Source organism: Polaribacter sejongensis, from assembly GCF_038024065.1.
In the GTDB taxonomy this organism is placed as follows: Bacteria; Bacteroidota; Bacteroidia; order Flavobacteriales; family Flavobacteriaceae; genus Polaribacter; species Polaribacter sejongensis.
The window spans coordinates 1,336,352-1,359,443 of sequence record NZ_CP150667.1; the positions used below are offsets into that span (position 1 = coordinate 1,336,352).

A 23,092-nucleotide genomic window follows, 5' to 3' on the forward strand; every position below is an offset into this window, starting at 1 on the left:
TAAACCGTTTGATAACAATTTAGCTACCTACAAGGCTTAAAAAAAATAAATGAAAAAGATAAATAAAATATGGCTTCAACAACAACTAATAAAAAAACCATAGTTGATTTTCTATGGGAATGGGCTGAAAATAATGGAGAGTGGAGTAAACTTTTAATAAGCAAGATTGTACAAACAGAAAATGATTTAATTAATACAGATAGACAATTAGTATTTGACTATTTCTTGCAATCCATAAAACTACATTCAGGATTAACACCTTTAAAAACTATAAAACCAAGTTATACTCCTACTAATAAAAAAATTGAATTAGAAACTTTATCAAATATTCAAGGAGTTAATAGACTCGCCAAAAATCAATCAATACAATTTAGTGAAAATCTTACTGTTATTTTTGGAGAGAATGGAACAGGTAAAACAGGATATGGAAGAATATTAAAAACTCTTGGTTATAGTTATGACAGCCACAACAATATACTTTCAGATATTTATTCAGGTAGCCAACCTCAATCAGCTGATATAAAATTCAAAACAAATAGTAACAGTCAAGTTTTTAATTGGAATGGAAGTAACAAAAATACCGATTTAGAAAATATTTCTGTTTTTAATAATAATTGTGTTCAAATCACACTATCTGATAGACAACTGATAGTTACTCCTATTGGTTTTCATCTATTTAACTTAGTAACTTCTGAATTAAATAAATTACAAGATTTATTTAATATAAAAATTAGTAACTATCCAACTTTATTACCTTGGGTAGATAGTTTGAATAAAGACACGATCCAGAAAAAATATATTTCATCTTTATCTAAAACTTCCTCAGATTTAACTCTAACTCAAATATCAACTTTTTCTAACTTACGAGAGAACGAATTAAAAGATAGTGAGAATGAATTAAAGGATTTAAATAAAACACTTCTTCAAAAAGAAATTGAAAATATTAATTCCTCCATTCTAGAGTTATCTACGATTAAAAAAAGTATTAATGAAGCTAAAACCCTATTAAATAAAGAAAATTGGGAAATCTTAATTAATTTTAACGAACAAATTAAGGTTTTAGAGAGTAAAACGAAAAAAGGGATTAAAGAAATTGCAGAATCAAATGGAATTGATTTTTACGAAACTCAACAATTCCAAACATTTCTTAAATCCGCAGAGGAATATATTAAAATTATTGATAAACCTGATTATCCAACGGAACAAGATAATTGTGTTTATTGTTTACAACCGCTTCAAAGTACAGCTAAAGAATTACTAGACAATTATAGAAATTTATTGAATGATAAGACAGAGGCAAATTTAGAAGTCATCAAAGAGAAAAAATTACTTTTAATAAATCAAATTAAAAAAATTGATACTAGTTTAAATTTTCATCAATCAACTTATGGATTAAATTGTGATAATGAAGCTATCCAACCTAATGAAATTACAGAGTACAATAAAATTTTGGATAAACTGAAAACTACCTTTACAAAAGAAAAAGTTGATAAAGAATCAACCTTTAATTTTGATTATGACAAATACTTAAAAATATTCAACGAGAAAAAAGAAAATATAAACGAAACTTTAAAAATAAAAAAAGAATTATTACTTAACCTAGGTCAAAAAGAAACTCAATTAAAGAGTAAAATTAATGAACTTAAAGATAGAAAGTTTATATCAAAAAAAACAACTGAAATTAAACAAGTAATTTCGAATCATAAAGTTCTTTCAATTCTAAATTCGAATATAAATAAATTTAATACTAATTCAATTAGCCGAAAAACCAGCGAAGCAAGAGATGAATTAGTTCAATCAAATTTTGGAGTCCTTTTTAAAGATGAGCTTAAATCGTTCAGAAAATCACATCTTAAAATTGATTTAAGTTTTGGGACAAATCGAGGTAATTCTAAAATTTCACATAAAATCAACTCATATTCTCTTACAGATATATTGAGCGAAGGAGAACAAAAGGCGATTGCACTTTCAGAATTTCTAACTGAATTACAATTAGACAATATTAAAGCTCCTGTTATTTTTGATGATCCCGTTAATAGTTTAGATCATAATATAATCGATGATGTAGCAAAAAGACTTATTAAACTTTCAAAGGAAAGGCAAGTAGTTATTTTTACACACAGTGTTTTATTGTTCAATAGTTTTTTACATTTTAGTAAACAATCAAGTTTTAAATCACTCAAATATAAATTTTACAACACTAAAAATAATTTTAAAGAAACAGGGTTTGTTACTGAAGCCGAAGAAGAAATTAATAAAGTTAAAAGCTATACCGGTAAAATAAATACCATTCTAAATAATACCCCTAAAGGAAAATCTGAAACTGATTTAGCAGAAGATGGTTATGGGTATTTACGTTCTGCAATAGAATTATTTGTAGAAATTGATATATTTCAAGGAACTGTAAAAAGATATCAGAAAAATATTGCATTAACATCTTTTCTTAAAGTGGACGGAATAAAACTGAATCAGCATAAAGAAAAACTTAATGAGATATTTGAAAGATGTTGCGGTTATATTAAAGGGCATAGTAATCCTGAACAGATTCATAATGACCCTACTCTTATCGAATTAAAATCAGATTTTGATAATTTTATCGCGATAAGAAGTTCTTTTTTAAATTAGTATAAAATGCACAGCAGGTAACAATGGGGCTAAAAAATCGCTAAATTAAATAAGATAAAACATAAAAACATAATTTTAAACATCGGAAAATTGCGTTTTCAAAAGCGCAACTTTCCATATTCTAAACCGTTAGCAAATTCAATAAAAAAAACAAGCATATATCATTTTATAAATAATATGAAAAAATCAATTTCAATCATTGGCTCCGGACCTTCCGCCCTACTCTTAGCAGCGTTTTTAGATATTAAAAAATTTGATGTTACTATTTATGAAAAAAATAAAACAGCAGGTAGAAAACTTTTGGTTGCCGGAAAAGGTGGTTTTAATTTGACACATTCAGAACCTATTCTAGATTTTATTGAACGTTATACTCCTAATGATGTTTTAAAAAATGCTTTATTAAAATTCACCAATGATGATTTTAGAAATTGGCTACAATCCATTGGAATTCCTACCTATATCGGCAGTAGCAAGAGAATTTATCCAGAAGAAGGAATAAAACCAATAACCGTTTTAAATACTATTTTAAATCATTTAAAAGAAAAAGGAATCGTTTTTAAATACGAACACACTTTTTCTGGTTGGGATGTAGAAAGTAATTTAATAATCAATGACAAGATTATTCATTCTGATTACACGGCTTTCTCTTTAGGTGGCGCTAGTTGGAAAATTACTGGTTCTGACGGAAGTTGGTTAGAAACATTTCAAGAAAAAGGCATAAAAACACTACCATTTGAAGCTTCTAACTGTGCTTTTAAAATTGATTGGAATCCAGAATTCATCAAACAGAATGAAGGAAATCCTTTGAAAAATATTGCTATTTCTTGTGCTGACAAAACACAAAAAGGAGAAGCTGTAATTACCAAATTCGGAATAGAAGGAAATGCTATTTACGCCTTGAGTCCGCAGATTAGAGCACAACTAAAATCCGAAGAAAAAGCAATGGTTTACATCGATTTTAAGCCTACTTTTTCTTTGGAAGATGTAAATAATAAAATTGTAAATTCATCTTTTAAAAATACTACTCAAATTTTAAAGAAAGGATTAAAATTAAGCACTTCACAAATAGATTTACTTAAAATTTATCTTTCTAAAGAAGACTATTTAAATGCAGCAGTTTTATCAAAAAACATTAAAAATTTTCCTTTAGAAATTACAGACTTAGGTAAGTTAAATGCAGCGATTTCTACCGTTGGTGGAATTGACATAAATGCTGTAGACACTCATTTTCAATTAGATAAAATCCCAAATCAATTTTGTATTGGAGAAATGTTAAATTGGGATGCTCCAACTGGAGGATATTTAATTCAGGGTTGTGCAAGTTCTGGAGTTTATCTAGCAAAACATATCAATAAAAATCTTTAAAAAGGCTGTTTTAGAGTGTTAATACTCTTAAAATATTCTGTATTTTTACTGTATAGAATTTATATATAATGTCTAAAGATTTAAGTAATTACAGAAAATCCTACGAAAAACAAGAACTTTTAGAAAGTACTTGTCCAGAAAATCCCATGGAATTTTTCCAGACTTGGTTTCTAAAAGCCGATACATCAAACATGGTAGATGAAAGTAATGCCATGACTGTATCTTCCATTGGTTTAGATGGTTTCCCTAAAAGTAGAGTTGTTTTATTAAAAAAATTCACTTGGGAAGGCTTTATATTTTACACCAATTACAATTCGGAAAAAGGAAAAGCAATTGCTGCCAATAACAATATTTGTTTGTCTTTCTTCTGGCCTGCGCTAGAACAACAGATTATTATAAAGGGAAACGCAGAAATATTAGCCGAAAACTTATCTGACGGTTATTTTGATTCTAGACCAGACGGTAGCAAATTAGGTGCCTGGGCATCTAACCAAAGTGCTGTAGTTAGCTCTAGAGAAGAATTAGATGGTAATTTAAAGACTTTTGAAAACCAATTTGAAGGAAAAGAAATACTTAGACCTAAGCATTGGGGCGGTTATTTGGTAAAACCAATTTCTATAGAATTTTGGCAAGGGAGACCAAATAGAATGCATGATAGAATAAGATATACCTTAGAAGAAGATTTTTCTTGGAAAAAAGAAAGATTAGCACCATAAATATTTATATTTACAACTCAACAATTAGAATTGAATGAAAACTTTATACATTGTTAGGCACGCAAAATCTTCTTGGGAATACTCAGGAATAGAAGATATTGACAGACCTCTAAAAAAACGCGGCATAAAAGACGCACATTTAATGTCTAAATTCTTATCAACAGAAATAGACAGACCAGATGTTTTTGTATCAAGTAGTGCCAACAGAGCGCTACATACAGCAATTATTTTTTGTGAAAACTTCGAGTTTCCTTTATCTAACCTTCAAGTAAAAAGACAATTGTACAGCTTTAGCGACGGTTATTTAGTAAAAACAGTAAATGCTTTAGACGATGGTTTTAATTCTGCTATCATTTTTAGCCATGATCACGGTATTAATACCTTTGTAAATAAGTTTGGTAACAAACCTATTTCGCATGTATCTACTTGCGGAGTTGTAGGTATTCAGTTTGAAGATAAACATTGGAAAAACATAAAAAAAGGGAAAACGTTTATGATAGAATTCCCTAAGAACCATAAATAAAATAGTTTGTTAGAAATTAAGAAATATGGAGCTATAGATATTGGATCAAATGCAATTAGATTACTAATATCCAACGTTATAGTATCTGACGACAAAGAGCCTCAGTTTAAAAAATCTTCTTTAGTACGTGTTCCTATTCGTTTAGGAGCAGATGCTTTTGTTGGTGGAATTATCTGCGAGAAAAACATCACCAGAATGATTAATGCTATGGAAGCATTTAAGTTATTAATGGATGTAAATGGTGTAGAAAGATATAAAGCCTGTGCAACTTCTGCGATGCGAGAAGCAGAAAACGGTAAGGAAGTTGTTGAAAAAATTTTTAAAGAAACTGGTGTTAAAATTGATATTATTGGAGGTAAAGAAGAAGCCGCTATAATTTCATCTACAGATCTAAATCAATTAATACAAGGTGATAACTCTTACCTTTATGTTGATGTTGGTGGTGGTAGTACAGAGTTTACCATATTTTCTGAAGGTAAAATTCTTACTTCTAAATCTTTTAAAATGGGAACAGTACGTTTGTTAAGTAACAAAAAAGCTGTGAACAAAGAAATTTTTGCCAACGTAGAAAAATGGATAAAGAAAAATACTAAAGATTTAAAGAAAGTATCTTTAATTGGTTCTGGCGGTAACATTAATAAGTTATTTAAAATGTCTGGACGAGCAGAAGGAAAACCTATTTCTTATATTTATCTGAATGCTCAGTATCAATTCTTAAAACAAATGACGTATGATGAACGCATCTCTGAGTTAAGTTTAAACCCAGATAGAGCAGATGTTATTATACCAGCAACCAAAATTTACTTGTCTGCTATGAAATGGAGTGGAGCTAGAAAAATTTATGTCCCTAAAATTGGACTGTCTGACGGTATCATTAAAAGCTTATTTTACAATAAGTTGTGATTTTTTTATGATTTCTTTAACATAATTTGTATTTTTGGGTAACGTGATGTGACTTACTAAAAAAGTTTGTGTCATAAAACTGAACTATTAACACAAAATACAAGTTTATTATGAAAAAAATTTTACTAAGTGCTACATTATTAATGTTTGGAGCAACAGCGTTTGCTCAAGACTTACCACAGAATCCAGAACCAGGAAAGTGTTATGTTCGATGTAAAACTCCAGAAGTTTGGAAAAACGAAGATGTTACAATAGAAGTAGCTCCGGCTTACAAGAAAATTGTTACGCATCCTGCAGAATACAATACAGTAACTGAAAGAGTATTAGTTAAAGAAGCTGGACAACGTTTAGTTGTTGTACCTGCTGTATGGGAAAACAAAACAGTTAGCTATACTGCCAAAGTAGATGCAAATAAGTTAAGTGTAGTTAATGCTACTTTTAATTCAGATTCTCAAACAATAGAAACAAAAGCTGCTTCTGCTAATTGGGAAATGAGTGAAAAAGCACCTGATTGTGAATCTAGCGATCCTAACGATTGTAGATACTGGTGTTTTGTACCTGTTGCTGCTCAATATGTAACAGTACCTTTAACTAAATTAGATAAAGACGCAACTACTGTATCTAACAAAGTTCCTGGATATGATAAAACATATACTACTAAAGTAATGGTAACGCCACCTACTACTAAATCTATTGAGATTCCTGCAGAATATGGAAGCATCAATAAAACAGTTTTAGTAAAAGATGCATGGCAAGAAGAAGTTACTGTTGATGCTAAATACAAAACGGTTACTAAAGAAATTTTAGTTAATAAAGGTGGATTAACAACTTGGAAAGAGGTTGAATGTGAATTAGTAAACAATACAATTTTACCAATTAACTGGAATTTAGGAAGCGCTACTTTAACTTCTACAGCAAAAGGAATTATCGATACAAGATTATTACCTGTTTTAAAAACTGGTGTATCTGTAGCTTTAGAATCTCATACAGACTCTAGAGGTACTAAATCATCTAACCAAGACTTGTCTGAAAGAAGAGCTCAAGCAGTAACTAACTATTTAATTTCTAAAGGTATTAACCCAAGTAAATTAACTGGTAATGGTTACGGTGAAGCTAAATTAACTAACAGATGTGCTGATGGTGTTTCTTGTACAGAGGCGCAACACAGAGCTAATAGAAGAACTACATTTAGAGTAGTAAATGAAAAATAATTTTATTTTTCTAATATAATTTAGAACAACAAAAACCGAAGCATATTGCTTCGGTTTTTTTATGCAATAAAACTAGATATAAGAACCTATAACAGAAAGTGTTGTTAAGTTATAAGTATATTTTTTCAATAATTTTCGATAACAGATTGAATAAAAGGGTAATAATAATCGGTAAGAATTAACCCTTTTTTATAGCCAATCATTTTTCCTTTGTGATTTACAAACACTAACGTAGGAAAAGATCTTATTTTAAATTTTCTTTTTAATTCATTATTTGCCTCTAACATCTCCGGAGAAATTAAATCTATATTTCTAGGACTATCTGCCTCATACAATACTAAGTCTTTATCTGCAATAGCCTTAAATTTTTCTGTATGAAAAAGTTTCTTATCTAAAACAATACATGGACCACACCAATCTGATCCTGTAAAATAAATAAGTACTGGTTTATTTTCTTTTTTAGACTTCTTTAAAGCATCAGTATAAGAAGGTTCCCAGTTTATATGAACTGATTCTTCTAAATTAACTTCTTGCTCTTCTGTAGGCTGTTCTTGTGCCACAATATATGTAAAGGAAAAAAAACAAATAATAAATCCTAAAATAACTTTTTTCATGAATGGTAATTTCATCAAAAATATCAAAAATAATACCATAAAAAAAACTCCATAGAAAATTCACCTTAATTAGGAATTTAAAAAGGATAATATCTCTCCATTTAAAAGGTAAATCTGGTAAAGAACATTAGGAATGAAAAAACAAAAAGCCGTAATTAAAAAATTACGACCTTAGGTTATTCTTAGAATATAATAAATTCAATCCCCCAATTTAATTATTATGTATTATCGTCAGAATAAATACAAATATATAAAAAATTTAAACATTTTTCAAGATAACTGTTACATTTAGTTATTAATTATGGTAAATTTAAAATAATGATAAGAATAATATAATATTATTAAATAGTGAAGAAATTTAGAGCACTATTATATGAATCTTAAATGTATAGAATTTATATTTTTATTATTTCAGAGAGAAAGTTTCTCTTTCGGATATAATATTACAAAATATTGAAAATGAATGTATAATCCTAACTTCTTATTGTAATAACTCTAAGGTCTTGGTACGTTGAATTTTATTTGTTTCTGTATCTATAAAATTAGCAACAAAATAAATTTCTTTCGGAATCTCGAATTTAGTAAGTGCTATTAATTGCTTTATTTTTAATTTTAAAGCAACTTCTGCCTCTAATGAAGCAAATGGTTGTTCTATAATTAAAACAAGCTTCTGCCCTAACCTATCATCTGCTAAACCTGCTACAAAAAAACGGTTGCTAATTATTTTAGATAACTTTTCTTCTATTTTTTCTGGATGCAATTTTACTCCTCCAGAGTTTATCACATTATCTAAACGCCCTAACCATTCAAATTGATCATCAGCAACTAAATGAATGATATCATTTGTAAAAATCACTTCATTGGAAACCTTTGGTGCTTTAATTACCAGACAGTTTCTAACATCTTTATAGATTTCTACATTTGGTAATGTTTCATAAAAGTCCTTTTGTGAAGATTCATTACTATTATTTTTTTGTAATGAAGAAAAGTTATTCAACCTTTTAACGGCAATATGAGTAATGGTTTCCGTCATTCCGTAAGTAGCAAAAATACTACAACTAGCGCTCTGAATTTTATCTTGTAATTGATTTGAAACCACGCCTCCACCAACAATTAATTTATTAATTTGATTTAAGGAATTGATAGAATTCTCTAACTGTAACGGAACCATTGCAGAAAAATCATACTGTTTTTTTATCCCACGTAGTGGATAAGAAGTTGGTGCCACTATATCTAAATGCCAGCCTAAAGTTAAAGCCCGAACCAGCATCATTTTACCTGCAATATATTCTGTAGGCAAACATAATAATGCTGTAGTATTTTCTTTTAAATCAAAAAAACTACCGGTAGCCAAAGCAGAATTAATCATTTGCCTTTTATGTAATTTTATGTTTTTTGGAACACCTGTAGAACCAGAAGTTTTAACTGTGATAAAATAATCGTCTGAAAACCATGTTTCTAAAAACGGGTGTATTTCATCCGTAAAACGTGATGCATAGGTTAGAATTTCATCTACAGAAGTAAAAGAAACACCATTTAACTGAAAGCAATTATGAAACTTATCTATTTTCAATCTTCTAAAATTCTATAATTTTCTTTTAAATTAACAGGTTCAATAATCTTGCCCGTTAGTTTTTCTTTCCAATTTTTCCATCCATATTTCTTAGAAAAAATAAATAATAGAATTGGATATAAAACCAACACAGGGAAAAACATTTCCCATCCTACAGAAGGTTCTGAAGTATCTACATACAAAGCATCCGTTTGAAAAACAGTCCAATTGGTAGTTACAAAAAATGCTGCTACAATATTATTTATAGCATGTAGGCCAATTGCCAATTCGGTTCCTTCGTCCATTAAAGTGGTAATGCCGTAAAAGAACCCTGTTCCAATATAAAAAACCATAGAAATGTAACCTAGTTTCTCCACCTCTGGATTTGCGCCATGTAATAACCCAAAGCAAACCGAAGTGATAAATAAAGGCACCCATCTATTTTTAGCTAAAATTCCCAAACCTTGCATAAAGTATCCTCTAAACAACAACTCTTCAAAACTAGTTTGAAAAGGCAAAAATAGAAAAGAAACTGCTATTAAAGTAAAGAAAGGGATCGGTTTAAAATTCCACTCATAACTTTCTGGTGATAGAAAAATTCCACTCATAATTACAACGGCAGAAACGATTCCCCATGTAATAAAGCCAAACCAAAAACGTTTCCAATCTATCGATTTCCTACTCGTAACCAACGATGTTAAAGTTCTTTTATGAATATACTTAATTGCTATTAAAAGACTGACTAAGCCAAAAAAGAACATTAAAATCATAAAAAAAAGGAAGAGATTTTTATCGATGTCTAACGTCATAAAGTTATTTTCTCCAGCGGCAATAAATTCAGAAAAATTTGCAGAATGCATAATAGCTAAAGCTGTTAAAGGCAACACACCAATAACTTGCCAGCCAACAAAAACGACTATAATAGTTAATACCCAATGAAACCATTCATTGTTTCCTTTATATGCTTGTTGTATAAAATTCATATTTATAAATTAAAATCCCAATTTTGAGTTTGATTATAATGCAAAGCTCCATTTTTAACTTCTAACGGACTCGTAAAATTATTTGTAAACAAGCCACCAGTACCTAAGCCTTGTGGTAAATTACTTTTTAAGGTATGTGTAAATTGCGCAATAGCATTCAACCCAATATTACTTTCTAATGCAGAAGTTATCCACCAATCAGTATTTATTGCTTCTGCACATTTAATCCATTCTAAACTCCCCGCAAAACCGCCAATTAAACTCGGTTTTAAAATGATAAATTGAGGTTGAATTGTTTGTAATAACTGCTTTTTATCTTCGGATGAAAATATACCAATCAACTCTTCATCCAATGCAATTGGCAAAGGTGTTTTAGCACATAAAGCAGCCATTTCTTGCACTTGCCCTTGTTTGATGGGTTGTTCTATAGAATGAATTTCTAATTCTGATAAACGCTTTAATTTTTCTAACGCATTTTTAGGATTAAAAGCACCATTAGCATCTACTCTTAATTCTATTTCTTCAGATGAAAATTCTTTTCGAATGGATTTTAGCAATGCTATTTCAGCTTCAAAATCGATAGCACCAATTTTCATTTTGATGCAAGAAAAACCAGTTTCTAATTTTTCTTTGATTTGCTTTTTCATAAATGCTTTTTCTCCCATCCAGATAAGTCCATTTATAGCAATAGCTTCATTTCCTTTTGTAAATTCTGATGGAAACAATGTAAACTGATCTTCGCTTTTAAGCGATAAAAAAGCCTGTTCTAATCCAAATTGTATAGACGGAAACTCACGTAGCTCCTTAAGCAAAAACACCAAACCTTTGTTTATGTTGCTGCAAGCCCAAATTAGTTTTTCTTCATAATTAACTACATCATCTATACTTAAACCTCTAAACAAACCAGTTTCTCCAATACCTGTTTTATCATTTTCTTCTAAAATAATAAACCACGTTTCTTTGGTTCTTAAAATTCCTCGTGAAGTACCACTTGGATTTTTAAAATTGAGCGTATATTTTTTGTGAGTAGCGTGTATCAAAAGAATTTATTTTTTATAAAATATGAATACCGATTTTTTTGTGCTTTACCACAGCCAATAAAATATTTTTAACGGTCTTATCAACGAAAGAAGAAAAATTAATCTTCTTTTTTATCTTCTACAAAAGCTTTAAAATTATCTAAATAAGATTGATCTTGCTCCATGAATGTTCCTTTAAAATATGGAAAAACACAAGCCATTAAAAAAGTATCACTTTGGCAACTTGCATTTAAAGTAACGGTTGTAACTCCGTCTTTTTCTGTAAATATATAATCGTCTTTTTTAAGCATACCCTGTGCATTAAAAAACAAGGTTACTTTTTCATTGGGTACATACGCCAACACTTTTTCCGTCATTGTTATTTCTTGCCCTTGGTTTAAAACAACAATTTTATAGATACTTCCTATTTTTCCAGGGTTTTCATTAACAACTTCAAAAGACTGTACTTCTGGAATCCAGTTATTTACATCCTCAGAATTATTAAAAGCTGTAAAAACCTCGTCTACAGACTTATCTATAGACACTTCTGCGGTATACGTTGTTTCTTTTACAATTAAACCTGTTAGTAAAAAAATCACTATAAAGGTAGAGATGATTATTAATATTACTTTTATTGTTTTCATTTTATAAATTTATATTTCCTCCTATTTCTAATATAACTAATTCTTTATTTTTTGATGAGAATTTAATTTTGGCATCATTTACATCTATTTCAATTGGAGGAAAAGTATTAAAATGACAACCTATTACTTTAGTGCACTTCACTAAATCACTTGCAATAATTGCGTCTTCAACTCCCATTGTAAACGTATCTCCAATAGGAAAAATAGCCGCATCAAGTTTTGTTGTTAAAGGAATTAATTTCATATCCATAGTAACAGCAGTATCTCCTGCAACATATAAGTTTTTATCTTTAGATGAAATAACAAAACCACCTGGCTCACCGCCATACGTGCCATCTACAAAAGAAGAGGTATGAATTGCATTTACATATTTGGCAGAAAAGTGCTCCGTTTTAAAAGTTCCTCCATGGTTTAATGCTGTTACTTCTAAATCTTTTGCTCCATAGTACATGGCTATTTCATAGTTAGAAACAATGACTGCCTTTGTTCTTTCTGCGATTATTTCTACATCTAAAACATGGTCTTGATGCGCATGGGTTAATAAGATAAAATCTGCTTTCAAATTAGAAATATCTATATGAGAAGCCAATGCATTACCCGAAATAAACGGATCTATTAAAATAGTTACTTTATTAATTTCTATAGAAAAACAAGAATGCCCTAAATATTTAATCTCCATATCTTACAATTATAATTGAATTCTAATTTACAATATTTGTCCAATTCCAAAAAGGATTGCAAACAAAAAAGTACTCAATGCTACTTTCTTTAATTCACTATCTAATTCCGAAGGTACCGTGTTGTTTGCAACCGTTTTTACGTTTTTAAGTAATGGCACAAAAGCCATTAAGAAAATAAGTTGATAAACAGTTTTAAAATCTAAAAAAGTATAGACACAAGCAGTAATTAAAGCACCAAAAATCAATCCATAATGGTATTTTTTTGCTTTTAATATTCCTAACTTTACCACTAACGTATTTTTATTATTTTTTTGATCCTCTTCCCTATCTCGTAAATTATTTAGATTTAGAACCGCTGTGCTTAGCAACCCAACAGATATTGCGGGTAGAAAAACAGTAAAATCTATCTGTTTTGTAAATAAGAAATAACTACCTATAACACTTAGTAATCCAAAGAATAGAAAAACAAAAACATCTCCAAAACCACTATATCCATAGGCTGAATTACCAACTGTATATTTTATAGCTGCTGCAATAGAAGCAATTCCTAAACCTAAAAACAGTATTGAATACCCGAAATTTTCTTTTCCGAAAGAAACATAAATTAACAATAACGCAATTATCAACGTAATGATCGTTGTAATTATCATGGCAGATTTCATTTGTTTCGGAGTAATTGCTCCTGATGAAACCATACGTGCTTCTCCTGTTCTATTTTTATCAGATCCTTTAATTCCGTCTCCATAATCGTTTGCAAAATTAGACAATACTTGAAAACCGATAGTGGTTAAAATTGCTAACCAAAAAATAGGCGATTCTAAAATAGAAATCTGATTATTTAATTGATCACTCCCTAAAAAACTTCCAACAATAATTCCTGAAACCGATAAAGGTAAAGTTCTTAATCGTGCTGCTTTTACATAACTTTTTACATCCATAAATCTGTACTACTTTCCACTTTAAATAAAGTATAATTGTAAATTTTTATCGCCTGGCTTTTTTCTATACAAGGAAGTTTAATTTCTCCAGAAGCGGTTTGAAAGACCAAATCTACAACCTTATTTCTTTCTTGAAAAAAAGTTTGCATCATTTTAATATTTTGAACCTTAAAAAACGGTAAATATGTTAAATGAGTGTCAAAAAATCCAGAACCAACTAGCAAAACATCATCGCTTATTTTATAAAATCTTTTATTGAAAATTAAACTGACAAAAAGGATAAATAAAGGAACCAATAAAACATTCCCTAAGAAAACCAATCCATCTAAAAAAGTAAGATAAAGAGCTCCGTTTAATATCAACAAAAGTATAAAAGACAAAAAATACATTCTCTTTTTTAAATAAACATGCACCTGCTTTTTTTCTAAATGATCTACTTCAGAAAAATTGAAAAGCAGTTCTTTAACCTTATTAACCTGAGTTCTCCTACAACCAACAATACGTATTAATTTATCTTTTCTTTTTCCACTTACCTTACCGCTAACAGCTTGTTTAAATGTGATAAAAGAAATGCCTAGAGTCTTTTTTATTGGATTTGTAGAAACAGTAATACTTTGAATTTTATCCTTTTTTAAAATAATAGATTTCTTGGTAAGCAATCCTTGATAGATTTCAAAATTCTGGTCTTTTATAAAAACAGTTAAATTAAAATGAAATAAAAACACTCTTACAAAAGAACTTAAAATAGCTATAAAAACCAGTAAAATAAAGAGCACAATAAATACAAATACGCTTTTATGAAACGAATTACCACTCTTCTCTATGTATTCATTTAGCAAATAATCTTTTCCAATACCGCTAAATAATTGCTCTAACTGCTGATAAAGACCTAATAATAATGCTAGAAAAATAAGTAAACTTTGTAGGTGATTTTCTGTTAAACTAACCTTTAACAATTCTAATAAACTTATTTTTAAAAATGGCTTTTCTTTAATACTTTCCTCTTTAAGTATGTTTGAATTATAAGATGAAAGTTGACTTTTAAGTGCTTTTGCTTTTTGAAAAGACAATGCCTTTATAGAAATTTCTGTTTTATTAGACCCAGCAGTTTCTATATTAACTTCATGAACATTAATAATTTGCTGAATAATATTTTGCTTAAAATTAATATTCTGAATTCGATCAAAAGAAATGGAAGTATTTGTCTTGTTTAAAATTCCTTGTTTTAAGATAAAGTGATTATTTTGAACCTTAAACTGAAAGTTTTCATAAATCAAAAAAGCTCTAATCAGAAAAAATAAAAACAAAAACCCGAGTCCTAAGTAGATATAGAAAAATGTACTCTCGTTAAGCTCAGAAAACTTCTGAATAAATAAGAACAGCAAAACCCAAAAAGCTTTTAATACTTTATACAGTAACTTAAGATAAATTACAAGTATTCCTTTTTTAGATTGCTTAGAAAATTGGCTAAAATCAAACGTGTTATTCATTGATTTTTTGACTGATAAATTCTTTTATTTCTATAGCTTCTTTTTTGGTTATACCTTTTATTTCTAAATCGTCACTACTATCTCCTGCCGTAAAAACACTTAAGGAAGCCAATTTAAAAAACCTAGAAAAAGGACTTTCATCTACTTCTATATGCTGAACTCTAGAAAACGGTACTGTTGTTATTTTTTTGTAGAACAGACCACTTTTATAAGAAATATCTTTTTGTCTAACTGCGTATTTTCTTTTTTTAAATCCGAAGTAAAGTAAAAGTACTGTGAAAATAAAAACAATTATAAAGGCGATATAGATAAGGTAAACATAAGGACTAATTCCTTCAAGAAAATTATAATAACTTGCTAAGTAAATCCCTAATAAGGCAGCAGTAAAAATTAATAATACATTAAATAAAATGACTTTTAAATAATTCTTATGAATCGGTTTAAAGGCTATCTCGGTAATATTTGGTAAATTAGAAACCAATTCGTTTTCAAACATTTAAATTATTTTAATGTTTTTATCTACAAATTATTAGCTTCTGCAATTAACTCAGCAATATCTTTAACAACAACTTCTGCTTCTTTTTCTTTAAATTTAATTCCGTCTGTCATCATGGTATTACAATAAGGGCAACCAGTTGCTATAATATTTGGCTTGGTTTCTAAAGCATCTTCTGTTCTTAAAACATTAATCTCCTTATCCCCTTTTTCTGCATCTTTAAACATTTGCGCTCCTCCTGCTCCACAACATAAAGCGGTGGATTTATTGCGTTTCATTTCTGTTAAATTGACACCTAACCTTTTTATAAGTTCCCTAGGAGACTCATAAACATCATTGGCTCTACCCAAATAACAAGGATCGTGAAACGTTACTCTTTTACCTTTTAAAGTAGTATCATCAATTTTTAAACGACCTTCTGCTATTAAGTCTTGTATGAATTGTGTGTGATGAAAAACCTCATATTTTCCTCCTAAAGAAGGATATTCATTTTTTAAAGTATTAAATGAATGCGGATCGCAAGTAACAATCTTTTTCACTTCGTAACCATTTAGCACTTCAATATTCATCATTGCTTGCATTTGAAACAAGAACTCATTTCCTGCTCTTTTTGCGGCATCTCCAGTAGAGGATTCTTCCGTTCCTAAAACAGCAAAATCTACCTTAGCCTGATGTAATATTTTTACAAATGCTCTCGATATTTTTTTTGCTCTATCATCATAACTTCCTGCTGCGCCAACCCAAAACAACACTTCTGGTTGCTTTCCTTGAGCCATCATATCTGCCATTGTTGGTACGTTCATAACTTTGATGTTTATTCGTTTAAATGATTAATCGTGTGTTCTTGATACAAATTTATTCGTTCCTCTTAAATTTACTCGAACTAACAGGAACTGAAAACTGAGACTGAATACTAATTTTTAAAACAATAGCTTTTCACTGACAATTAAAACTGTAAACTGCCAACTATTTTTTACTCTTCGTTAGCCCAGTTTAACCTGTCTTGTTGATTATATTGCCAAGGAGCTCCATTATTTTCGATGTTTGTCATCATCATATTTAACTCTTGTGGCGCTGCACTTTCTTCCATTACTAAATATCTTCTCATATCCATAATTATAGAAAGAGGATCTATGTTTACAGGACATTCTTCTACACAAGCATTACAACTTGTACACGCCCAAAGTTCTTCTGGAGAAATATAATCGTTTAATAATTGTTTACCATCATCAACAAAAACACCTTTATTAGCATCGATATTTCTACCAACTTCTTCTAAACGATCACGAGTATCCATCATGATTTTTCTTGGTGATAATTCTTTTCCGGTAAGGTTTGCAGGACAAGATGATGTACATCTACCACACTCCGTACAGGTGTATGCGTTTAATAATTGTACCCAGTTTAAATCTGCAACGTCAGATGCTCCAAATTTTTCTGGAATTGCTTCTTCCGCTCCTTCAGCTGGAGCTGCATAAGGATCTGCATCTGGATCCATCATTAATTTTACTTCTGTAGTAACAGAATCTAAATTGGTAAACTGCCCTTTTGGGTTTAAATTTGCAAAATAGGTATTTGGAAACGCTAATAAGATGTGTAAATGTTTTGAGTAATATAAGTAGTTTAAGAAAACTAAAATTCCTAAAATATGAATCCACCATGCAGTTCTTTCTATTGTATGTAAACCTTCTGGAGAAAAACCATCAAATAACGGTGCTATAAACTGACTGATTGTATTCCCTACTCCTGCTTGCTGAAAACTAGCGTCTGTAGCATTCATAACCAAAAACAATGTCATTAACACCATTTCAAAATAAAGGATATAATTTCCATCATTTTTAGGCCAACCTTTCATTTCCTTACTTAAGAAACGTTTAATATTAGATATATTTCTACGTAACCAAAAAACAATAACAGCTACAAAAACTAAGACTGCTAATACTTCGAAAACACCAATTAAAAATCCATATATACCATTACCTAAAAGCCCTTGAAAAACTCTGTGAGTTCCAAATAACCCATCAATAATAATTTCTAAAACTTCTATATTTATAATGATAAAACCAACATACACAATAATGTGAAGCGCTCCTGAAAAAGGTCTTTTTACCATTTTAGATTGCCCAAGAGCAATCATCATCATATTTTTTAAACGCTCAGGCTTTTTATCCGTACGATTAACCTCTTTTCCTAATTTTATATTTCTAAATAATTTGCGAATATTCATCACAAAAAAACTAAGTCCTAAAGCTAATGCTAAAGCAAAGATTATGTTTGGTAAGTATTGCATATTCGTAAAGGGTTTATGTGAAATTAGTTGTTTTCTTCGTTGTCTAATTCGTCGTCTTCAGTAGGTGTATAAGGCTTTGCTTTTTTACCAAATAATGAAAAGTGTACAAATCGCTTAGGGTTCAACTTCATTTCTCTAAGCAATTCTTCTAGTTCTTTAGAAGCGTTTTCTAAATTTGTGTACATCGCTTCATCAGTAATTAATTTACCAATAGTACCTTTACCAGAATTGATACCTTCTAATATTGTATTAACAGAAGTAAGCGTATGTTCTGCTTTTTTCACAATCCTGCCAATATCTGCATTTGCTAACGTATCTGAAACTTTTGCAAAATTTTCTGTAATTGTTTTTGTGTTTTTTACACTTGCTTTTAAATCTGAAGAAGTAGCATCTATCATTCCGTTTACAGAAGACATCATCTTATTTACTTCATTTAAAGTAGCTTCTAAGCTAGAAACCGAATTTTTTAGACTATTCTGTGTGTTTGTATCTAAAATATTGTTTACATTTTTAAACAATGAATCAGCTCTTACCATTACTGTCTCTAACTTTGCCTGTATAGGATCTAAACGCTCACCAATAGAAGTAAATAAACTAGATTCAATTTCACCTTTAAGATAATCTCCAGAAACAGCCATTTCTCCTTCATAATTAGGTATTATTGCTAAGTTAGAACCACCTAAAGGGCTTGGAGAATATATTTTTACAATACTCTTTTTAGAGAAATCAAAATCTTTTTCAATAGCGAAATTAACTACTAATTGCCCTTTTTTATCATTTGACTTATTAAAAGCAATATCTATAACCTTACCTACTTTTAACCCATTAATAGTTACTGAGCTAGACTCCGTTAAACCACCAATATTGGTGTATTCTACTTTGAAGTAACGGGTACTTCCATCAAACAAGTTTTGACCTTTTAAAAAATTATATCCCCATATAAATATGAATATAATAACAATAGCTACAATTCCTGTTTTTAATTCTTTAGACATCCATAAAAGTTTAATAACAAAACTACTAATAATTTTTGGTTGAAACCATCAAATCTATTGTATTTTAAGCGCTTCTTGTACAGAGATCTTTTCTCCATTCTTAAAAGCAACAATAAAAGCAGATGTATATCCTTTAGATTTTGCCACCCTTAAAGATTGTTTTACACTACTATAGTTAGACGTATTTCCAAAATAATATTTATAAAAACTCCCCACAGGAACTCTTTCTATATCTCTTAAACCTTTAAAATTATATGCTTTTGTTTCTATTTTATTTTTTCCTGAAGCAACTTGCACTTTGTATTCTACATTACCTACTACTTTGCTTTCTGACACATTATTGTTTACAGTATTTAGTTTTAAATTACCTATATAATTTAAAACAGCCGCTGTAATGGCAGTTCCCATTTGTTCCTGACCTTTTTTAGAGTTTAGGTATCTACCTTCTGTTTTATTAGTTAAAAAACCTAATTCCACCAAAACACTTGGCATAATTGTTTCTCTTAAAACCTGAAAATTATCTTGCTTTACCTTTCTATCGTGTCTTTTTAGTTTAGAGGTAAAACTATGTTGAATTAAACTCGCAATTGCTAAACTTCTATCTAAGTTTTCTTCTTGTAAAAGCGATAATCCGATTACAGATTCTGCTGAATTAGAATCAAATCCTTTATACTTCTCTTCATAATTATCTTCATAAAAAATGGCAGCATTTTCCCTTTTGGCAATTTCTAGGTTCTTTTTATTACCTCTTAACCCTAAAACAAAAGTACCAGCACCGTATGCATTAGAGGTATGAGAGTCGCAATGAATAGACAGAAATAAGTCTGCTTTTGCATGATTTGCTATTTCTCCTCTTTTCCATAAATCTATAAAAACATCATCATCTCTGGTATAAACAACTTTTATATCACTCGTTTTAGATAATTTTTTACCGACAATTAACGCAACTTTTAACGCTATATTCTTCTCTTTATAACCGTTACCCATGTTACCAGGGTCTTTACCACCATGGCCTGCATCAATAACAACTACATATTCTTTTTGCCCAAAGACTAATGATGGGTTCATTAAAAATGAGAACACAAAGAGAAAAAATAGAAGATTTTTAACTTTGATATTAATTTTGTGATTTTCTTTAATTTGCATCAATAAAATTTAACTAATTTTGGCTTCGTAAATTTGGTGTTTCAAATATTGAGCCATACTTTTAACCTTTATACAAAAATAGCATTTAAAGCCTTGCAAACAAACCTATCATACATTCTTTTATTTTGCGGCATATTTTTTATAGAAATAGGCTTTTCTCAAGAACTAAAATCTGAAGAAAAAACAGCAATTACTAATGTTGAGAAAGATTCTCTATTTAAAAGTAAGAGAGATTCTTTGGCATTAAAAAACACAGATTCTATTTCTTTAGACTCTATAAAACCTAAAGAGACTATAGAAGACATTATTGTGCATGTTGCTACAGACTACACCATACAAAACGCAAAAGACCAAACGGTTACTCTTTATAACGAAGCAAACATCACGTATACAGATATTGATTTAAAAGCAGGTTTAATTGTTGTTGATTATAAGAAAAACACTCTTTTTGCAAAAGGAATTATAGATAGTACAGGCTATGTGCAACGTCCTATATTTAAACAAGGAAGTCAGGAATCTGAACAAGATTCTATTATCTATAATTTTAAAACTGAAAGAGCTTTAATCTACGGATTAAAAACAAAACAAGGAGAAATGTTTACGTATGGAGAAAAAACCAAACGTATAAATGACTCAACTATTTATATAAGAAACATTCGTTTTACGACTTCAGAGAAGAAGAATCCGGATTATTACATAGCAACTGACAAAGCTAAATTAGTGCCTGGAAAAAAGATTATTGTAGGAACTAGTAATTTAGTTTTAGCAGACATACCTACACCTATATTTTTACCTTTTGCCTATTTTCCAATAACAGAAACAAGTGTTTCGGGGTTTTTAATTCCGTCTTTTGATACTGGTAGTAGTGATAGAGGTATTGGTTTTCAGAACGGTGGTTATTACTTTGCTATTAGTGACTATATGGATTTAACGGTTTTAGGTGATGTGTATTCTAACGGAAGTTGGGGTTCAATAATATCGTCTAACTATAGAAAGCGGTACCGTTTTAATGGTTCTTTTAGTTTAAATTTCGAAAACAATATAAGTGGAATTAGAGGTTTTGATGATTATAGTAAATCTAACAATTTTAACATTAGATGGTCTCATAGTCAGGATGCTAAGGCGAGTCCTAATTCTAGTTTTTCTGCTTCTGTAAACCTAGGTAGTAGTAAGTTTTTTAGAGAATCTCAAAATCAATATAATATAGCAGAGACATTAACTAATACATTTAACTCTTCTATAAACTATAGCAAAACTTTTGTGGGTACGCCGTTTAACATGAACCTTACCGCTAGTCATCAACAAAATACAAATACAGAAGCTATAACAATGACTTTACCCTCATTAACGGTAAATATGAATAGGATATACCCATTTGCAGGAAAAAATGGTATACAAAAAACTCCTATTCAAAAAATGGGGTTTAATTACACCATGCAAGGTCAGTATTTAATTAACACTACAGATGATGAGTTTTTTACACCAAAAATGTTTGAAACAGCAAGATCTGGAATGCAACATAAAACAGGAACCAGTACTAACATAAAAGCCTTTAAATACTTTACATTATCTCCAAGTGCTAATTATGAAGAAACTTGGCAGTTTGATTATATTCAGAAAGATTATGATGTTACCGATAATGTTGTAGTAACTGACACGCTTAGAGGTTTTAAAAGCTACAGAGAGTACAATGCAGGAGTTAGTTTATCTACAAATATTTATGGTACTTTTAATTTTAAGAAAGGAAGATTAAAGACCATTCGTCATACTTTTAGACCTTCTGTTTCTTATTCTTACAGACCCGATTTTAAAGATAAATACATAAAACAAGTACAACAAAGTGCAGATGCTACAGACTTATTAGACTACACTGTTTATGACCAAGGTATTTATGGTGCTCCGTCTTCTGGATTAAGTAATTCTATCGGTATTTCTTTAAACAACGTTTTAGAAGCAAAAATGGCTCCCAAAGACCCAGATAGCGATGAGGAAGATGAAAAAATAACGATTTTAAATAATTTAAATTTTAGTAGTTCTTATAATATTGCCGCAGATAGTTTACGATGGTCTCCGGTTAGTTTTTCTGCAGGTACACGTTTGTTTAAAGATAAGTTATCTGTTAATTTAAGTGGTTCTATGGATCCTTATAAAGTAAATAGCGACGGTGTAAGAATTAACGAGTTTAATGCAAATATATTAAGATTAACAAATGCTAATTTAACTGCAAATTACTCTATATCTAGTACCGATTTTGATAAAGACAAAAAGGACAAATCTAAACAAAGCGGCAACGGAGGAGACAATAATGTAGATGTTATTGGTGCAGATATTAATCCTACTGGTAGAGATAATAGAAACAACGCTGGTAATACAGAAGAAACAGATAAAAAGAAAGAAACCCAGCTATATAAAGCTGACATCCCTTGGTCTATCAATTTAGCCTACTCTACTAATTATACAAATAATGGTATTGACGGCGGTAGTATTGGTGTACACAGTATTATGTTTAGTGGTAATTTAGAACTCTCTCCAAAATGGAAAATGGGCTATTCTTCTGGTTACGATGTTAAAGGAGGTGCTTTTACGTTTTCTAGATTCAATTTCACGAGAGATTTAGATAGCTGGCAATTTAATTTTAATTGGGTTCCTTTTGGTACAAATTCATCTTACACCTTTTTTATTGGTGTAAAATCTTCTGTCTTATCAGATCTTAAATGGGATAAAAGCAAACCTGCGGATAGAACGTTGTTTTAAAAAAACAATATTCAGTATTCAGTATTCAGTATTCAGTATTCAGTATTCAGTATTCAGTATTCAGTATTCAAAACTAAAATACTTAGACTCTCTCATACGAACAATCGTTAAAACTTATTAACTTTGTTACTTTAGAATTCTCTAATTT

20 protein-coding genes are annotated in these 23,092 nt (G+C 29.8%); 7 read left to right on the plus strand and 13 right to left on the minus strand.

Annotation, left to right across the window (positions count from 1 at the left end; genetic code table 11):
- The first annotated feature begins 69 nt into the window (after positions 1-69).
- The 6 genes from WHD08_RS05560 to WHD08_RS05585 all read left to right on the plus strand — a co-directional run bounded on the left by WHD08_RS05560 (position 70) and on the right by WHD08_RS05585 (position 7,343).
- The gene (locus WHD08_RS05560; protein WP_208888905.1) at positions 70-2,625 is read left to right on the plus strand and encodes an AAA family ATPase; all 2,556 of its coding nucleotides are present in this window, start codon (positions 70-72) and stop codon (positions 2,623-2,625) included.
- A 177-nt stretch (positions 2,626-2,802) separates the two neighbouring features.
- Entirely contained in the window at positions 2,803-3,990 is a 1,188-nt protein-coding gene (locus tag WHD08_RS05565) for an NAD(P)/FAD-dependent oxidoreductase (protein WP_208888904.1), read from the plus strand.
- Between the two features lie 68 nt (positions 3,991-4,058).
- The gene (pdxH, locus tag WHD08_RS05570; RefSeq protein ID WP_208888903.1) at positions 4,059-4,706 is read left to right on the plus strand and encodes a pyridoxamine 5'-phosphate oxidase; all 648 of its coding nucleotides are present in this window, start codon (positions 4,059-4,061) and stop codon (positions 4,704-4,706) included.
- A gap of 34 nt (positions 4,707-4,740) precedes the next feature.
- Entirely contained in the window at positions 4,741-5,229 is a 489-nt protein-coding gene (locus WHD08_RS05575; protein ID WP_165730332.1) for a SixA phosphatase family protein, read from the plus strand.
- Between the two features lie 6 nt (positions 5,230-5,235).
- Positions 5,236-6,132, plus strand: a complete 897-nt coding sequence (locus WHD08_RS05580) for a Ppx/GppA phosphatase family protein (RefSeq protein WP_208888902.1) — start codon at positions 5,236-5,238, stop codon at positions 6,130-6,132.
- Positions 6,133-6,242: 110 nt separating this feature from the next.
- Positions 6,243-7,343 carry an OmpA family protein gene (locus WHD08_RS05585; protein WP_165730329.1) on the plus strand — a complete coding sequence of 367 codons (1,101 nt, stop codon included), beginning with the start codon at positions 6,243-6,245 and terminating at the stop codon, positions 7,341-7,343.
- Between the two features lie 125 nt (positions 7,344-7,468).
- Here the strand turns inward: WHD08_RS05585 and WHD08_RS05590 are convergent, their stop codons facing one another.
- The 13 genes from WHD08_RS05590 to WHD08_RS05650 all read right to left on the minus strand — a co-directional run bounded on the left by WHD08_RS05590 (position 7,469) and on the right by WHD08_RS05650 (position 20,190).
- Complete coding sequence (locus WHD08_RS05590) at positions 7,469-7,957, minus strand: thioredoxin family protein (RefSeq protein ID WP_208888901.1); 489 nt, start codon at positions 7,955-7,957, stop codon at positions 7,469-7,471.
- A 481-nt stretch (positions 7,958-8,438) separates the two neighbouring features.
- Positions 8,439-9,530, minus strand: coding sequence for an AMP-binding protein (locus tag WHD08_RS05595; protein ID WP_208888900.1), 1,092 nt, complete (start codon positions 9,528-9,530; stop codon positions 8,439-8,441).
- Positions 9,527-10,492: a CPBP family intramembrane glutamic endopeptidase gene (locus WHD08_RS05600; RefSeq protein ID WP_208888899.1), complete on the minus strand. Its 966-nt coding sequence runs from the start codon at positions 10,490-10,492 to the stop codon at positions 9,527-9,529. The genes WHD08_RS05595 and WHD08_RS05600 overlap by 4 nt, the downstream gene beginning before the upstream one ends.
- Positions 10,493-10,494: 2 nt before the next feature.
- Entirely contained in the window at positions 10,495-11,532 is a 1,038-nt protein-coding gene (locus WHD08_RS05605; RefSeq protein WP_208888898.1) for an o-succinylbenzoate synthase, read from the minus strand.
- Positions 11,533-11,630: 98 nt separating this feature from the next.
- The gene (locus tag WHD08_RS05610) at positions 11,631-12,155 is read right to left on the minus strand and encodes an SRPBCC family protein (protein ID WP_208888897.1); all 525 of its coding nucleotides are present in this window, start codon (positions 12,153-12,155) and stop codon (positions 11,631-11,633) included.
- Between the two features lies 1 nt (position 12,156).
- Entirely contained in the window at positions 12,157-12,834 is a 678-nt protein-coding gene (locus WHD08_RS05615; RefSeq protein ID WP_208888896.1) for a metal-dependent hydrolase, read from the minus strand.
- Between the two features lie 27 nt (positions 12,835-12,861).
- Positions 12,862-13,773 carry a 1,4-dihydroxy-2-naphthoate octaprenyltransferase gene (gene menA / locus WHD08_RS05620; protein ID WP_208888895.1) on the minus strand — a complete coding sequence of 304 codons (912 nt, stop codon included), beginning with the start codon at positions 13,771-13,773 and terminating at the stop codon, positions 12,862-12,864.
- Positions 13,764-15,263 (minus strand): PH domain-containing protein, encoded by a 1,500-nt coding sequence (locus WHD08_RS05625; RefSeq protein ID WP_208888894.1) that lies wholly within the window; start codon positions 15,261-15,263, stop codon positions 13,764-13,766. Before WHD08_RS05625 ends, menA begins: the two co-directional genes overlap by 10 nt.
- Positions 15,256-15,759, minus strand: a complete 504-nt coding sequence (locus WHD08_RS05630; protein ID WP_205860165.1) for a PH domain-containing protein — start codon at positions 15,757-15,759, stop codon at positions 15,256-15,258. The genes WHD08_RS05625 and WHD08_RS05630 overlap by 8 nt, the downstream gene beginning before the upstream one ends.
- A gap of 23 nt (positions 15,760-15,782) precedes the next feature.
- Positions 15,783-16,562: a (Fe-S)-binding protein gene (locus tag WHD08_RS05635; protein ID WP_208888893.1), complete on the minus strand. Its 780-nt coding sequence runs from the start codon at positions 16,560-16,562 to the stop codon at positions 15,783-15,785.
- 170 nt (positions 16,563-16,732) lie between these two features.
- Complete coding sequence (locus WHD08_RS05640) at positions 16,733-18,049, minus strand: (Fe-S)-binding protein (RefSeq protein WP_165730308.1); 1,317 nt, start codon at positions 18,047-18,049, stop codon at positions 16,733-16,735.
- A gap of 23 nt (positions 18,050-18,072) precedes the next feature.
- Positions 18,073-19,044, minus strand: a complete 972-nt coding sequence (locus tag WHD08_RS05645; RefSeq protein WP_165730306.1) for an MlaD family protein — start codon at positions 19,042-19,044, stop codon at positions 18,073-18,075.
- Between the two features lie 54 nt (positions 19,045-19,098).
- Positions 19,099-20,190 (minus strand): N-acetylmuramoyl-L-alanine amidase family protein, encoded by a 1,092-nt coding sequence (locus WHD08_RS05650; RefSeq protein ID WP_208888892.1) that lies wholly within the window; start codon positions 20,188-20,190, stop codon positions 19,099-19,101.
- A gap of 93 nt (positions 20,191-20,283) precedes the next feature.
- On the opposite strand from WHD08_RS05650, the gene WHD08_RS05655 reads away from it, so the two are divergent.
- A complete protein-coding gene (locus WHD08_RS05655; protein ID WP_208888891.1) occupies positions 20,284-22,944 on the plus strand; it encodes a putative LPS assembly protein LptD in 2,661 nt (886 codons plus the stop codon).
- Positions 22,945-23,092: the final 148 nt, after the last annotated feature.

Excerpts from the sequence above, each read along its gene's own strand:
- WHD08_RS05585 (WP_165730329.1), top strand. The coding sequence starts at position 6,243 with ATGAAAAAAATTTTACTAAGTGCTACATTATTAATGTTTGGAGCAACA.
- WHD08_RS05590 (WP_208888901.1), bottom strand. The coding sequence starts at position 7,957 with ATGAAAAAAGTTATTTTAGGATTTATTATTTGTTTTTTTTCCTTTACA.
- WHD08_RS05635 (WP_208888893.1), bottom strand. The coding sequence starts at position 16,562 with ATGAACGTACCAACAATGGCAGATATGATGGCTCAAGGAAAGCAACCA.
- WHD08_RS05575 (WP_165730332.1), top strand. The coding sequence starts at position 4,741 with ATGAAAACTTTATACATTGTTAGGCACGCAAAATCTTCTTGGGAATAC.
- WHD08_RS05565 (WP_208888904.1), top strand. The coding sequence starts at position 2,803 with ATGAAAAAATCAATTTCAATCATTGGCTCCGGACCTTCCGCCCTACTC.
- WHD08_RS05610 (WP_208888897.1), bottom strand. The coding sequence starts at position 12,155 with ATGAAAACAATAAAAGTAATATTAATAATCATCTCTACCTTTATAGTG.
- WHD08_RS05615 (WP_208888896.1), bottom strand. The coding sequence starts at position 12,834 with ATGGAGATTAAATATTTAGGGCATTCTTGTTTTTCTATAGAAATTAAT.
- WHD08_RS05630 (WP_205860165.1), bottom strand. The coding sequence starts at position 15,759 with ATGTTTGAAAACGAATTGGTTTCTAATTTACCAAATATTACCGAGATA.
- WHD08_RS05560 (WP_208888905.1), top strand. The coding sequence starts at position 70 with ATGGCTTCAACAACAACTAATAAAAAAACCATAGTTGATTTTCTATGG.
- WHD08_RS05645 (WP_165730306.1), bottom strand. The coding sequence starts at position 19,044 with ATGTCTAAAGAATTAAAAACAGGAATTGTAGCTATTGTTATTATATTC.
- pdxH (WP_208888903.1), top strand. The coding sequence starts at position 4,059 with ATGTCTAAAGATTTAAGTAATTACAGAAAATCCTACGAAAAACAAGAA.
- WHD08_RS05600 (WP_208888899.1), bottom strand. The coding sequence starts at position 10,492 with ATGAATTTTATACAACAAGCATATAAAGGAAACAATGAATGGTTTCAT.
- menA (WP_208888895.1), bottom strand. The coding sequence starts at position 13,773 with ATGGATGTAAAAAGTTATGTAAAAGCAGCACGATTAAGAACTTTACCT.
- WHD08_RS05650 (WP_208888892.1), bottom strand. The coding sequence starts at position 20,190 with ATGCAAATTAAAGAAAATCACAAAATTAATATCAAAGTTAAAAATCTT.
- WHD08_RS05625 (WP_208888894.1), bottom strand. The coding sequence starts at position 15,263 with ATGAATAACACGTTTGATTTTAGCCAATTTTCTAAGCAATCTAAAAAA.
- WHD08_RS05640 (WP_165730308.1), bottom strand. The coding sequence starts at position 18,049 with ATGCAATACTTACCAAACATAATCTTTGCTTTAGCATTAGCTTTAGGA.